Raw genomic sequence first — 14,211 nt, forward strand, 5'->3', positions numbered from 1 at the left:
GCCACGCTCCCCTCTTTTGCGGCATGCCCCGACCGCTACGCTGACCGTATGACGAGCGAGGAGCAGCCCACCCCCAGCGCCGCGGCGGCCGCCGGTACCGGCACGCCCGACCGGCCGGAGACCGCGCCCGCCGGGACCGCCGGCGAGCGGATCCGGGCGCTGCTGCGGCTGCGCCCCTACCGGCGGCTGTGGACCACCCAGCTGATCGGCGGCACCGCCGACCGGCTCGGCCTGCTGGTGCTGCTCGTGCTCACCGTGGTCGCCGCCGGGCTCGGCGGGTCGTTCGGCGACCCGCCGCGCGGCCTCGCCTTCGCCGTCGCCGCCGTCCTCGCCACCCGGCTGGCCGCCACCGGACTGGTCGGCGCCGCGCTGCTCGGCCCCGTGCACGGGCTGCTCAGCGGGAAGCTCGACCGGGGCTGGACGCTGTTCGGCGCCGACGTGCTGCGCGCCGTGCTGATCGGCGTCGCGCCCTGGTGGATCGTCTGGCTGGGCTCCGGCCCGAAGCCCTCCGGCGCCGCGACCTGGGTGCTGCTCGCCACCGTCTTCCTGACCGGCGCCGCCGAGCGGGTCTGGGCGATCGCCAAGGCCGCCGCCGTCCCCGCGCTGCTGCCGCCCGCCGACGCCTACGCCCCGGCGGCCGAGCGGCGCCCGTCCGCCGCCAACCTGGCCACCGTCCGGACCCTGGACCACCGCACCGGCTGGGCCACCGTGCCGCTCGGCGCCGCCGCGCTGATCGCGCTCACCCTGCTCAACAACATCGGCGCGGCGCTCGGCTCGGACTGGCTGCGCGCCCACCAGACCACCTTCGCCGCCCTCGGCGCGGCCGCCCTGTTCGCCGTCTCGGCCGTCCGGGTCCACCTCCAGGAGCTGCCCGGCGGCCCCGTCCGGGTGCCGCCGGCCTCGCCGCTGCGGGGCCTGCGGGCGCCCGTCGACGCGACCCCCGGCCCGGCCCTGGCGAAGGGCCGCACCGGTTCCGCCCCCTACTTCACCTTCGCGGTCTGCGCCGGGTACGCCACGATGGCCGGCGTCGCCGCGCTGGCCCTGCTGACCGCCGTCGAGCACCGCGCCGGGCCGATCGGCTACGGCCTGCTGGTGCTGGCCGCCGCCGGCGTCCCCGCGATCGGCGTCCGGATCACCCGGGCCGTCCTGCCCTCGCTCTCCCGCCGCCGGCTGCTCGCGCTCGCCCTGCTCACCGAGGGCGTCGCGCTGATCCTGGCCGGCCTGGTGGTGGACTTCGTGCTGGTCCTGCTGCTCACCGTGCTGGCCGCGCTGGCCGCCGGAGTGGCGGTCTCCACCGGCCGCGCCCTGCTCGCCCAGGAGGTCGAGGAGGTCCGGCTGCCGCAGGTCACCGAGCACCTGTACGCGGTGCTGCGGGTCGTGGTCGGCGGTGCGCTGGTCGGCCTCCCGCTGATCGCGGCCGCCTACGGGGACGTCGAGTACGGCACCGTCGAGCCCGGCTCGTTCACCTTCATCCACGGCGGCGCGGCCCTCGCGGTCGCCACCGCCGGACTGCTCACCCTGGTGCTGGCCGCGGTGGTGCTGCTGCGCACCGACGACCGGCGCGGCACCGTGCCGTTCGGCCGGGACCTGGTCGACGCGGTGCGCGGCGCCACCGGACCGGCCCCGCACCGGGCGGGCACCGGCTTCTTCATCGCCCTGGAGGGCGGCGACGGCGCCGGCAAGTCCACCCAGGCCCAGGCGCTCGCCGAGTGGATCCGCGGCAAGGGCCACGAGGTCGTGCTGACCCGCGAGCCCGGCGGCAGCCCGGTCGGCCAGCGGCTGCGCGGCCTGGTCCTGGACGTCGGCAACACCGGCCTCTCGCACCGCGCCGAGGCCCTCATCTACGCGGCCGACCGCGCCGAGCACGTCGAGAACGTGATCCGCCCGGCGCTGGCCCGCGGCGCGGTGGTCATCACCGACCGGTACATGGACTCGTCCATCGCCTACCAGGGCGCCGGCCGCGACCTGGCCGCCACCGAGGTCGCCCGGATCTCGCGCTGGGCGACCGGCGGGCTGCTGCCCGACCTGACCGTCGTCCTCGACGTCGACCCGACCCGGGCCCGGGAGCGCTTCACCGAGGCGCTGGACCGGCTGGAGTCCGAGCCGACCGAGTTCCACCAGCGGGTCCGTTCCGGCTTCCTGGCGCTGGCCGCCGCCGACCCGGCGCGCTACCTCGTCGTCGACGGCAGCCAGGCCCCCGGCGTCGTCACGACCGCGGTCCGCCACCGGCTGGACCGCGAGCTGCCGCTCTCCGAGCAGGAGAAGGCCGCCCGCGCCGAGCAGGAGCGGAAGGCCGCCGAGGAGGCGCGGCGCCGGGCCGAGGAGGAGGCCCGCAAGCGCGCCGAGGAGGAAGCGGCCGAGCGCAAGCGCCAGGAGGTGCTGGCGCAGCTGCGGGCCGAGCAGGCGGAGAAGGAGCGGCTGGCCAAGGAGGAGGCCGAGCGGGCCGCCGCCGAGGCCGCGCGCAAGGCGGCCGAGGAGGCCCGGAAGAAGGCCGAGGAGGAGGCCCGCCGCCGGGCGGAGGAGGAAGCGAAGCGGCGCGCCGAGGAAGAGGCGCGGCGGGCGGCCGAGGAGGCCGAGCGCAAGCGGCTCGCCGAGGAGGCGGCCGCCAAGGCGGAGCTCCAGCGGCAGCGCGAGCTGGCGCGCGAGGAGCAGCGGCGCCGGGCGGAGGAGGCGCTGCAGCGGGCCGAGGAGGCCCGGCTGGCGCAGGCCTCCGCGCTGGCGGCGGCCGCGGCGGCCGCCGCCGAGGCGGCGGAGCGCGCGGGCGCCGCGGGTGCGGGTGCCGGGGGTGCCGGTGCCGAGGGTGCGCCGGACGACGCGGCGACCACCGAGCTGCGGGCGGTCAAGGACACCGGCGCGACGGATCCGCGGCCCGGGCGCGGCGAGGACGCGACGCAGGAGATCCCGGTGCGCGGCCGGGGCGCCGGCGTGGCGGACCTCACCGCCACGGCGAAGCTGCCGGTGGTGCCGTCCGGCCCGGCGGCCGACGAGACGGCCGTACTGCCCAGGATCCCGGCCGAGGACGCCGACCGGACGGCGGTGCTGCCGAAGATCGGGCCGGGCACCCCGGCCCCGTCGCGGGAGCGGCGCCCGGGCGCCGAGGAGCGCCCGGTGGAGCGCACCCGCGAGCTTCCGGTGATCGACCCGCAGCAGGACCGGCCCGCCGCCGACCCCCGGCCGCGTCCGGACTGGGCGGAGGAGACTCCGATGGACGACCTGCCCAGCCTGACCGACACGCTGCTCGGCTCGCGCGAGGAGTGGGCCCGCTGGGACCAGGACGACCGCCCCCGTCCGGGCGGCGCCGGCGGTCAGGGACGTCAGGGCGGCCGGCCGGGTCGCGAGGGCCAGGACGGTCAGAGCGGCCAGGGCGGTCAGAGCGGCCAGGGCGGTCAGGGCGACGGCAAGGGCAAGGGCCGCCGCTGGGGCCGCCGGGGCTGACCGGGCCCCGGCCGGGCGGGTTCCCGCGGCGCCCTGACCCGTCGTAGCCGCCACGTATGCTCGACGGCGGGAGCGGTAGTCCGTAGCGAGCTTGGGAGCAGTAGTGGCCGTCTGGGACGACCTGGTGGGCCAGGAGCGGGTGGTCGAGCAGCTGACCGCCGCCGCCCGGGCGGCCGGGGCGATCGTCGGCGCCGGCCGCGGCGCCGAGCCGGAGCCGGGTGGCAACGCCTCGCTGATGACGCACGCCTGGCTGTTCACCGGCCCGCCCGGAGCCGGTCAGACCACGGCGGCCCGGGCCTTCGCCGCCGCGCTCCAGTGCACCAGCCCCGACCTCGCACTCGGCGGCACGCCCGGCTGCGGCTTCTGCGACGGCTGCCACACCGTCCTCGCGGGCAGCCACGCCGATGTGAAGTACGTCCGCACCGACGGCCTGTCCATCGGCGTCGGCGACATGCGCGACCTCGTGCTGCGCGCCTCCAGCTACCCCACCGGCGGCCGCTGGTCGGTCATCCTGGTCGACGCCGCCCACCGGCTCACCGAGGCCGCCGCCAACGCGCTGCTCAAGGGCGTGGAGGAGCCGTCCCCGCGCACCGTCTGGCTGCTCTGCGCCCCCTCGGTGCAGGACGTGCTGCCGACCATCCGCTCCCGCTGCCGCCTGCTGGTGCTGCGCACCCCGGCCGCCGAGGCGGTCGCCGACATGCTGGTGCGACGTGACGGCGTCGAGCCGCAGACCGCCCGGCTGGCCGCGCTGGCCGGGCAGGGCGACGTCGATCGCGCGCGCCGGCTGGCCGTCGACGAGCAGGCCCGGACCCGCCGCACCGACGTGCTGCGGATCCCGCTGGAGGTCGGCGACATCGGTGGCTGCCTGGCCGCCGCCCAGCGCCTGGTCGACACCGCCAAGGCCGACGCGGAGGCGCTCGCCGAGACCCAGGACGCCAAGGAGACCGACGACCTCAGGGCCGCCTACGGCGCGGCCGAGGGCAGCAAGGCGCCGCGCGGCATGGCGGGAGCGGTCAAGGAACTGGAGAAGCGGCAGAAGAGCCGGGCCACCCGGACCCGCCGGGAGACCCTCGGCGTCGCCCTGCTGGACCTGCTCGGCTTCTACCGGGACGTCCTGGCGCTCCAGCTCGGCTCGACCGGAGCGCTGGCCAACGAGGACCAGCGACAGGCACTGGACCGGGTCGCCCAGGCCGGCCCGCCGGAGTCCACGCTGCGCCGGATCGAGGCGGTGCTCGCCTGCCGGCGGGCGCTGGACCGCAACGTCGACCCGCTGCTCGCCGTCGAGGCGATGACCGTGGCGCTGCGCGCGGGCTGAACCGCCCGGGGCGGGCGGGGGCGCCCCGGTTCGGCTTGCCGCCCCTGTGCTTCGTCCCACCTTCGAGTGAACGTGCGTTACGCGCCGGGCATACGCGTGTGCGAGCCCCGGATCGTCTTGCACCCTGGGGGCCGACTGAGCCCCGCCGCCGGGGCCGTCGCGTCCCGTAACGGTGCCGGGCCCGACCGGTCGGCCGGCCCTCCTCCGAGGTGGTGCGTCCCATGGTCCGTTCGCTTCTGATCATTCCGCTGCTGGCCGCCGCCGGGGGCGGGGTCTGGCTGGCGCGCGGCGCCCTGCTGCGCTGGCGCGACCTACGGGCCGCCGAGACGTACGGACTGGCCGGGGAGCAGCGGCCGATGCTGCTGCGGGCGGCCGGGGCGATGGTCTGCGGAGTCTGCGTCACCGCGTTGACGCTGCTGACGGCGCTGGGCACGTTCGGTGCGCTGGGCGGGGGCGGGGGCGGGGGCGGGGGCGGGAACGGCGCGGCCGATCCGTTCGCCGACCGCTTCGACGGCCCGGAGGCCGGGGTCGCCGGTCCGGGCGGGGGCCGGCAGGCCGCTCCGCCGATCGAGGCCGCGGGCGCCGCCGACCCTGCCTCGGCGCCCGCCCCCGCTCCGGCCCTGCCGACGCCGTCCCCGGTGTCGGTCGTCAGCCGCTTCGACAGCGTCGGCCACCCGGGCGGCGGCGAGCTACTGCAGTCCGCCGTCCCCGGCCCGGACGGCCACCCGCGCAATGTCCGGGTCTGGCTGCCCGCCCAGTACGCCAAGGACCCGAACGCCCGCTTCCCGGTCGTCGTGATGCACGCCGCCACCCCCCGGAAGACCGCCGACGCCGAGGTCCCGGACGTCTTCGAGGGGCTCGCCTCCGCGGTGCAGAGCGCCAGGACCAAGCCGTTCATCCTGGTCGCCCCCGAGGCGCCGAACGGCACCGGGCACCCCTGTGAGCTGGTCGCCGCCGCCCCGATGGCCGTCGCCGACGACGCCGCGCTGCGCACCACCATCGCGGCCACCTTCCGCACCCTGCCGCCCGGCCCGGCGGCCTGGGGCGCGCTCGGGGTGGAGGACGGCGCGCCCTGCGCGGCGGCGGCCGGCCTCGCCCGCCCCGACCTCTACGGCGCGGCGGCGGCCGTCTCCGGCCGGTACGACGCGGCGGCGCTCGCCCGGGCCGGCGCCGAGGCGCCCGCCACCGGGAGCCCGAAGCTGCTGCTCGCGGCCGGGAAGGCCGACACCGCCGGGCTGGACGCCGCCCGCAAGCTCCAGTCGGCGCTGCGCGGCGGCACCGGCGCGGCCGCCCGCGCCGAGGTGCGGATCTCCGACAACGCGACGGACTACTCGGCGGAGCGGATCCGGCTGCGGCTGGTCCGGCAGGCGGCGCAGTACCTCGGCGAGGCGCTCGGCAAGGCGTCCTGAGCCCGCCGGTGCGCGGCACTACGCTTCCGGTACCCCGGGTGGCAGTGGGGCCACCGGGAGTGAACGGCTGAGGGGATCCCAGATGCGGGCCGACAGGCGGCAGGACGGCCCGGCGCGGGTGCGCGCCGGGCGCGGGGGAGGGGTGGCAGCAGCCGCGCTGCTGGCGGCGGCCGGGTTGGTCGCGGGCGGCTGTTCGGCCGGCGGGGCGGGAACGCCCGGGGCCGCTCCCTCGGACACCGCCGCCCCCTCCGCCGCCCCCTCCGCGGCCTCCTCCGCGTCCGCCACCGCAGTCGCGTCCGCCCCGCCGCCGGTCACACCGCTGGAGGCGCTGCCCGCCGCCGTGCCGTCCGCGCTCGTCCCCTACTACGGGCAGCGGCTCGCCTGGCAGCCCTGCGACGACGGCTACGAGTGCACCACCTTCCGGGTACCGCTGGACTACGACCGCCCCGCCGACGGCGAGCTCACCCTGGCCGCCGTCCGCGCCCCGGCCGTCCCCACCGACTCCGCCGCGTCCTCCGCGTCCGGTGGCCGGCTCGGCTCGCTGCTGCTCAACCCCGGCGGCCCCGGCGGCTCGGCCGTCGAGTACGTCGAGGGCGCGGCCCGCACCTACGACCCCGCCGTACGCGCCCGGTACGACCTGGTCGGCCTGGACCCGCGCGGGGTCGGCCGCAGCTCCCCGGTCACCTGCCTGAGCGGCGACCGGATGGACGCGTACACCGCCGTCGACATCACCCCCGACGACCCGGCCGAGGTCGACGCCCTGGTGGCCGCCGCCAAGGAGTTCGCCGAGGGCTGCCGGCAACGGTCCGGCCCGCAGCTCGGCCATCTGAGCACCGTCGAGGCGGCGCGCGACCTCGACGTGCTGCGCGCCCTGCTCGGCGACGAGCAGCTCAACTACGTCGGCAAGTCCTACGGCACGTTCCTCGGCGCGACCTACGCGGGCCTGTTCCCGAGCCGCACCGGCCGGATGGTGCTCGACGGCGCGATGGACCCCTCGCTCGACTCGCTGGCCGGCAACCGCACCCAGGCGGGCGGCTTCGAGACCGCCTGGACCGCCTTCGCCCGGGACTGCGCCACCCGCGAGGACTGCCCGCTCGGCCGCACCGAGCAGCAGGCCGGCGAGCAGCTCGCCGCCCTGTTCGCGGCGGTCGACGCGCACCCGCTGCCGACCACCGGCGGCGCCCGCCGGCTCAGCGAGGCGCAGGCGACCACCGGCGTCATCCAGGCCATGTACGCGGACTTCCTCTGGCCCCGGCTGCGCACCGCGCTCGCCGACGCCCGGGCCGGCGACGGCACCGGCCTGCTCAAGCTCTCCGACGCGTACTACGGGCGGGAGGCGGACGGCTCCTACCCCAATCTGATGTTCGCCAACACGGCGGTGAACTGCCTCGACCTGCCCGCGCCGTTCGCGGGCCCGGAGGACGCCGCACGGGCGGTGCCGGACTTCGAGCGGGCCTCGCCGCGGTTCGGCCGGGACATGGCCTGGATGGCGCTGACCTGCACCTACTGGCCGGTCCGGGCCACCGGCGCGCCGCACACCGTCCGGGCCGCCGGCGCCACGCCGATCGTGGTCGTCGGCACCACCCGGGACCCGGCCACCCCGTACGCGTGGGCCCGGGCGCTGGCCGGCCAGCTGGAGTCCGGGCGGCTGCTGACGTACGACGGGGACGGCCACACCGCGTACGGCCGTCACGACGCCTGCCTCGACGGAGCGGTCAACCGCTACCTGCTGGCCGGCGAGGCCCCGGAGAACGGGAAGCGTTGCGGCCCCTGAGGAAGCGGCCGGTACGACGTTAGGATGAGCGCCCCCTCATCGCTCTCCCACCCCCACCGGAGCCCACCGTGCTCGGAGTCAACGACCTGACGACGTACGTCCTCGGCGCCCTCGTCATCGTCCTCCTCCCCGGCCCCAACTCCCTCTACGTGCTCTCCGTCGCCGCCCGCAAGGGCGTCCGCACCGGGTACCGCGCCGCCGCCGGCGTCTTCGTCGGCGACTTCACGCTCATCAGCCTGACCGCACTCGGCGCCGCCTCCCTCCTGGAGGCCAACCCGGCCGTCTTCGCGGTGGTGAAGTTCGGCGGCGCGGCCTATCTGCTCTGGATAGGCATCGGCATGCTGCGCGCCGCCCGCCAGCTCTGGCGCGAGCACCGCGCCGACCCCGGGGCCGCCACCGCCGAGTCCGCCGCCGACCCCGCCGAGTCCGCCGAACGCCCGTTCCGCCGCGCCCTGGTGATCAGCCTGCTGAACCCCAAGGCCATCCTCTTCCTGCTCTCCTTCTTCACCCAGTTCGTCGACCCCTCCTACGGCCGCCCGGTGCTCTCCTTCACCCTCCTCGGCGGCATCCTGCAGACCTTCAGCTTCCTCTACCTCTCGCTGCTGATCTTCGCGGGAACCTCCCTCGCCAGTGCCTTCCGCCGCCGCAAGCGCCTCTCCGCCGGCCTCACCAGCGGCGTCGCCGCCCTCTTCGCCGGCTTCGCCGCCAAGCTTGCCGTCTCCTCCGCCTGACCCCACCGGGGTATCGCGTTACGGATCACCCGCCAACCTGTGTAGACTGGCCCGCGTTGCCAGGACTTCCTGCAACGGCGCCGCCTTAGCTCAGTTGGCCAGAGCAACGCACTCGTAATGCGTAGGTCGCGGGTTCGAATCCCGCAGGCGGCTCAAGGTGAACCCCAGGTCATTCCTCTGACCTGGGGTTTTCGCGTTCTCTCGGTAGCGGGAGAGGGCTTGCCGTGCCTGAGGTGCCCATGGCCGGGATTGGCCGGTCACGGTTCGTGTCCGGCATGAAATGGCATGCCGGACAGTTGCTGCTGCAGGCGATGAACGATGAACCTCGATGCGGAGGTGCGTGAGTTGAGTGCGAGCACCGCGGGGGATGCCGTGCTGCGGGGGCGGTTACTGGGGCAACTCGAATTGTCGGGCCGCGAGGGGAGGGTCCTGCGGCCGACGGCCGGCAAACACAGGGTGATCCTGGCCAAGCTCATGCTGCGGGCGGGGAACAGCGTTCCGGCCTCGGACCTGATGACCTGCCTGTGGGACGAGGTGCCGCCGCCCACCGCCAAGGAGGCCTTCTACGTCCATCTCATGCGCCTGCGCAAGGAGATGGCCAGGACCCTGGGGGCGGCCGACGGCCTCCTGACCGGGCCCGGGGGCTACCGGCTCGACATCGATCCGGCGGACATCGATGTCTTCGTCTTCCGTCGCACCGTACGGGAGGCGCAGGCCGCCGAGCGCCGGGGAGACCCCTCCGACGCTGTCGCGCTGCTGCGCCAGGCCGAGACGCTGTGGAGCGGCCCGGCCCTCGCCGACGTACCGTCCGACCTCCTCCGGCGCGGCGAGGGGGCCCGGCTGGACGAGGAACGGGCGCAGGCGGTCGAGCGGCGCACGGACCTGGAACTCGCGATGGGGCACCACACCGGGCTGGTCGCCGAGCTGCGTGCCCTGACCGCACGCCATCCCTCCCGCGAGCGCCTGTGGGGACAGCTGATGCTCGCCCTTTACCGGGACAGCCGGCAGGCCGAGGCGCTGGACTGCTACCGGCACGCCCGCACCATCCTGCGGGAGGGCTTCGGTCTGGAGCCGGGCGACGAACTCGGCCGGCTGCACCACCAGATCCTCCAGCGGACCGTACCGCCGCTCGGGACGTCCCCCGCGTCGTCCCCTGACCCGGTCCCGGCGCCGGCGGGTGGGCTGCCGACGGAGCACGGAACCGGGGCACCCGGCCACGAAGCGGCGAACCGGGGCCCCGCCTGGGTGGCGCAGTGCCAACTGCCGCCCGACACGCCGGACTTCGTCGGGCGCGGCCGCGAGCTGCGGGACATCGAGCAGATCCTGCTGTCGGCCACCGAGACGACCGCCGTGCCGGTGGCCGTCCTTTCGGGGCCGCCCGGCGTGGGGAAGAGCGCGCTCGCCGTCCGCGTCGCCCACCGGATGCGCTCCTGCTTCCCCGACGGTCAGTGGTACGTCCACCTGCCCGGCACCGCAGGGCGCCCCGACGCGGCCAGCGACGCCCTCGCCGATCTCCTGCGGCTCACCGGCACCGCGTCGCACAGCGTTCCGGAAGGACAGGCCGCCCGCGCCGCCGCCCTCCGCGCCCGGCTCGCCGATCGCAGGGTGCTGCTCATCATCGACGGCGCCGGCAGCCTGGAGGACGTCCTTCCGCTCCTGCCCGGCGGGCCCGACAGCGCCGTACTCGTCACCAGCCGGCGGGTGCTGACCGGCCTGCCCGGCGCGCTGCAGGTACGCCTGACTCCGCTCACGGCAACCGAGGCCGGTCGATTCCTCGCCGCGCTCGTGGGCGACCGGGCGGAGAAGGAGCCCGACGCGGCGGGGGAGATCGCCGCCCTCTGCGGCCACCTGCCCCTCGCCCTGCGCATCGCCGGGGCCCGCGCGGCCACCCGCCCCGAGGCCTCGCTGTCCCGCTTCGCCCACCGCCTGCGCGACCGCCAGCGCCTGCTGGACGAACTGCGGGCCGACTCCATGCACCTGCGCGCCAGCATGGAACTCAGCTACACCGGACTGTCGGAACAGGTCCGCTCGGCCTTCCGCGCCCTCGGCCTGCTCGACGGATCCGCCTTCCCCGACTGGGTCCTCGCCGCCCTCGTCGGTCACGAACAGGACGCCGACCCCCTCATCGAGGAACTCGTGGGGGCCAGCCTCATCATGACCGTCGGGCACGACCGCACCGGCGAACCCTGCTACCGCATGCACGACCTGCTGCACGTCTACGCGTCCGACCTCGCCGCGTCCGACCCCGCGGACGACCGCCGCGCCGCGCTGCGCCGCCTGCTCGACGCCCTCCTCCAGATCGGATCCGCGGCACACACCCGGCACCGGCGGATCATCTGGGGACGCCGGGCCGAACCGAGTGCGGACGACGCGTCGTCCGGGACCGTCGTCGTCCCGGGGCAGTGCATCGACCGGCTCACCGCGGACCCACTGGCCTGGGACGAATCGGTGCGCCAGATCGCCATCTTCATGGTCGAACGGTCCTGCGAGCTCGGCTGGTACACCGATGCTCACCGCCTCGCCGAACTGGTGTCGGTGACGACGCCGCTGGAGTTCCAGCGGATGTACGGCGCGGTCCTCTGCGCCGCCCGCGCGGCCGGCGACGAACTCCTGCTCGCCCGCGCACAGTTCGCCCAGGCGCGGCTCATGGTCGACCAGCGCGCGGAGGCCTCCGCGGAGGCGCTCCAGAAGTGCCTCGTCGACTTCGAACGGATGGGCGCGGACTACGAGGCCTGCCACGTCCTCGTCTGGCTCTCCCTGTGGCACACCCTGCGGGACGAGGGGTTCCTGGCCCGTCGGTACGCCGCCCGCGCCCAGGATCTCGCGGGGACCTTCGGCGCCGACGCGGGCCGTGCCCTCGCCGTACCCGAGTTCGTCGCGGCGCTCGGCACCGACCCGCGAAGCCAGGAGCCGGTGCCCGCCTTCGAACGCGTCTGGCCCTGCCGCGAGACGGCGCACAGCCACCCGCGAACGTCCGAATGCTCCTTCAGATGACCCCGGAGCCCGGGCTCCACCTGCAGTGTTAGACGAATGTCAGGAGGCGCGTTAGGAACCCGATCATAGCCTGGCCCCACTTGTCTTCTGGGGGAGGGCCGACGGGGATGACACGCGAAACCAGCGAGGCACTGGCGGTTGCTGCTGCGTACCTGTACGTCCGGCGCATCGAGGACTATCCGCACACCGCCGGGGCCGGGGAGATCCTGGACCTCGGTTCCGGGCTCTACGTCCACGGCCACGACACCATCGCGGACTTGGCCGCACGCATCGCCGAAGCACTGCCCGGCGCCGAGGACGCGCTGCGCGAGCAGCACCTGGTGGCCATCGAGCTCGAGGTGGTCTTCGCGACCCTGCTGGACCGGCTGCCCGGCCTGCGTCCGGCCGTTCCCCTCGACCAGGTGTCCTTCAAGCACGACGCGGGCCTCTACGGAGTCTGGGACCTGCCCGTCACCTGGTGATCCGACCGTCACCTTCCCCGGAAGAGCACAGAGTACAGAGCGGATTGACATGACATTGCCCGAGCAGGAGAAAGAACGTACGGCAGAGCCCGTCGAGCGACCGGGTTCGCAACGGTGGTGGGTGCTGGCCGTCCTGTGCCTCGTGGTCACCGTGGTCGAGGTCGATGCGACCATCGTGAACGTGGCGCTGCCGTCGATGGCGGATTCGCTGTCCGCCACCAGCAGCGACCTGGCCTGGATCAGTGACGCCTACATCCTCACCTTCGCCGCGTTCATGCTCATCGGTGGTCGACTCGGTGACACCTACGGGCACAAGCGGCTGCTGATGGCCAGTCTCACGGTGTTCGGGGTCGCTTCGCTGCTGTGCGTGGTGGCCACGAGCACCGGGGAACTGGTGGCCTGGCGGGCGTTGCTGGGGCTCGGCGGGGCCGGCATCCTGCCGGCCTCGCTGGCCCTGGTCACCGTCAGCTTCCCGGCCCACGAGCGGCCGAAGGCGTTCGGCATCTGGAGCGCCATGACGGTGCTCGGACTGCCGCTGGGCCCGGTGCTGGGCGGCTGGCTGCTGGACCACTTCTGGTGGGGGTCGGTGTTCTTCATCAACCTGCCGCTGGTCGTGGTGACGCTGGCCAGTGCCCAGCTGCTGATCCGCACCCCGGCTCCGGCCGCGGGCGGGAAGCGTCTCGACGTGCTGGGGGTGGTGCTGTCCGCGCTCGGGACCGGCGCCCTGCTGTTCGCCGTGATCGAGGGGCCCCGGCGCAGCTGGACGGACCCCGTCGTGCTCGGTGTCGGGGTGCTCGGCGTCGTGCTCCTGGCCGGGTTCTTCGCCTGGCAGCGGCGGGCCCAGGCACCGGTGGTGGATCTGCAGCTGTTGCGCGTGCGCACCTTCGTGGTCGGTTCGTTGGCGGCCGCGCTGAGCTTCTTCGTGTTCACCGGCATCATGTTCGTCCTCACCCAGTACCTCCAGGGTGTGCTCGGGTACCGGCCGTCCAACGCCGGTCTGGCGATGGTGCCGCTGGCGCTGTTGTTCACCGGAGCCAGCCTTCTCGCCGCGCCGATGGCGGTCCGGCTCGGCAGTCGTACGGTCATCGCCATCGGGCTGTTCCTCATCGGTGCCGGCATGGTGGTGCTGACCGGTGCGGACACCTCCACCGGTTACGCGTTGATCGGCGTCAGCCTGGGGATCACCGGACTGGGCGCCGGTTTGACGGTCGGTCAGGCCATCGGCACCAGTCTGAGCGCGGTCCCTCCCGCACTGGCGGGCGTGGGCAGCGCCGTCGGCAACTCGGCCAGGCAGATCGGGGGTGCGCTCGGGGTGGCGGTGCTCGGCAGTCTCCTCGCCTCGGTGTACGCCGGGAGGCTCGACGACAAGGGGGGCGACTTCCCGGAGGGCGTCGTCGACCGGGCGGGCGAGTCCCTCGGCGCGCTCGACTCCGCCACCGCGGGGCTGGACGGTGACGTGGGGCGCCGGCTCCTCGACATCGGCCACGTCTCCTTCGTGGACGCTCTGCACACGGCGATGACCGTCGGCGCGGTGCTCGCCGTGATCAGCGCGCTCGTGGTGTTCGCCCTGCTGCCGAAGGGCAACCTCGCCCGGGGCGAGGGGCTGGAGTAGCCGCCGTCGCGCATAGCCGTGAGAGCGGGAAGGGCCGGTTCCGGGAGCATGGGGCTTCCGGGCCGGCCCTTCTGCATGCGCCCCGGCAGGCGTGCGGGAGCGCGGGCGGGCGCGGGCCGCGCGGGTGAGCGGGGTTCTGCCTCGATGCACCGGGTGCGGTCGGGGCGGCTGCGGGGAGAGTGCGCGGAAGCGTTTCTGCTATCACGCTTTTCATGACATACGACTTGATGTGGGCCGGTGAAATAATCCCTTCGGTGAAGCTGTGGAGAGGTTTATTTGCAGGTCAGGAATGGCTGCCGGAGGGTCACTCAAGAAAGCTCTTGACTTCCCGTCGGGCGGATTCCTAGGGTGAAAGTGTCTGGTCGCCGGGCTTCGCCGCGCGGCTGTGCGGGGCGATGATTGTGGATGTGGCAATGGCCGGCGACCGCGGAACCGGGGCCGGTCGTTCCACGGTGTTCGACCGGTGTGCAGCGGTAGGGG

Annotated in this window: 8 protein-coding genes and 1 tRNA gene; all 9 read left to right on the top strand. The window is 75.0% G+C overall.

Features of this window, described 5'->3' with window-relative positions; all coding sequences use genetic code 11:
• Positions 1 to 48: 48 nt before the first annotated feature.
• A complete protein-coding gene (gene tmk, locus ACFU9E_RS00930) occupies positions 49 to 3,435 on the top strand; it encodes a dTMP kinase (RefSeq protein ID WP_380714694.1) in 3,387 nt (1,128 codons plus the stop codon).
• Positions 3,436 to 3,538: 103 nt separating this feature from the next.
• A complete protein-coding gene (locus tag ACFU9E_RS00935; RefSeq protein WP_380682517.1) occupies positions 3,539 to 4,750 on the top strand; it encodes a DNA polymerase III subunit delta' in 1,212 nt (403 codons plus the stop codon).
• Positions 4,751 to 4,971: 221 nt separating this feature from the next.
• Entirely contained in the window at positions 4,972 to 6,159 is a 1,188-nt protein-coding gene (locus ACFU9E_RS00940; RefSeq protein ID WP_380682518.1) for a hypothetical protein, read from the top strand.
• A gap of 82 nt (positions 6,160 to 6,241) precedes the next feature.
• Positions 6,242 to 7,933: an alpha/beta hydrolase gene (locus tag ACFU9E_RS00945; protein ID WP_380682520.1), complete on the top strand. Its 1,692-nt coding sequence runs from the start codon at positions 6,242 to 6,244 to the stop codon at positions 7,931 to 7,933.
• 68 nt (positions 7,934 to 8,001) lie between these two features.
• Entirely contained in the window at positions 8,002 to 8,664 is a 663-nt protein-coding gene (leuE, locus tag ACFU9E_RS00950) for a leucine efflux protein LeuE (protein ID WP_380682521.1), read from the top strand.
• Between the two features lie 79 nt (positions 8,665 to 8,743).
• Positions 8,744 to 8,817 (top strand) — tRNA-Thr (locus ACFU9E_RS00955).
• Between the two features lie 303 nt (positions 8,818 to 9,120).
• Complete coding sequence (locus ACFU9E_RS00960) at positions 9,121 to 11,658, top strand: BTAD domain-containing putative transcriptional regulator (RefSeq protein ID WP_380682522.1); 2,538 nt, start codon at positions 9,121 to 9,123, stop codon at positions 11,656 to 11,658.
• A gap of 107 nt (positions 11,659 to 11,765) precedes the next feature.
• A complete protein-coding gene (locus tag ACFU9E_RS00965) occupies positions 11,766 to 12,119 on the top strand; it encodes a hypothetical protein (RefSeq protein ID WP_380682523.1) in 354 nt (117 codons plus the stop codon).
• A 121-nt stretch (positions 12,120 to 12,240) separates the two neighbouring features.
• Complete coding sequence (locus ACFU9E_RS00970; protein WP_380682524.1) at positions 12,241 to 13,731, top strand: MFS transporter; 1,491 nt, start codon at positions 12,241 to 12,243, stop codon at positions 13,729 to 13,731.
• Positions 13,732 to 14,211: the final 480 nt, after the last annotated feature.

This window comes from Kitasatospora sp. NPDC057595 (genome assembly GCF_042800875.1).
In the GTDB taxonomy this organism is placed as follows: Bacteria; Actinomycetota; Actinomycetes; order Streptomycetales; family Streptomycetaceae; genus Kitasatospora.